This window comes from Methylophaga sp. UBA5088, assembly GCF_002414625.1.
GTDB classification, from domain to species: domain Bacteria; phylum Pseudomonadota; class Gammaproteobacteria; order Nitrosococcales; family Methylophagaceae; genus Methylophaga; species Methylophaga marina.
Genome location: NZ_DIAC01000062.1, coordinates 1 through 259 on the forward strand (window position 1 = coordinate 1; position 259 = coordinate 259).

At 42.1% G+C, this 259-nt stretch carries 1 pseudogene; it reads left to right on the forward strand.

Annotated elements, in window-relative coordinates:
- Positions 1 to 223 (forward strand): annotated as a pseudogene (locus tag B4K20_RS08165) (CDP-diacylglycerol--glycerol-3-phosphate 3-phosphatidyltransferase); the annotation flags it as partial.
- Positions 224 to 259: the final 36 nt, after the last annotated feature.

Consider the following 259-nt stretch of genomic DNA (forward strand, 5'->3'; position numbering starts at 1 on the left):
CGAATTAGGACAGAGAAATGCCGTTAAGGTATCTCAAATGGGTAAGTGGAAAACCACCTTCCAGATGCTGGCCATTGCCTGCCTGATTTACTATAAGCCCTTATTTGGATTACCAGTTTTTGAAATTGGTGTAGCACTCCTGTATGCGGCAGCGTGGTTAACGATTCAGTCAATGTACTACTATCTTTTAGCGGCTTGGCCAATGATGCGAAATAAGGGTTGACATAAAAATTTAAGTGCCTATAATGCACGTCTTCCT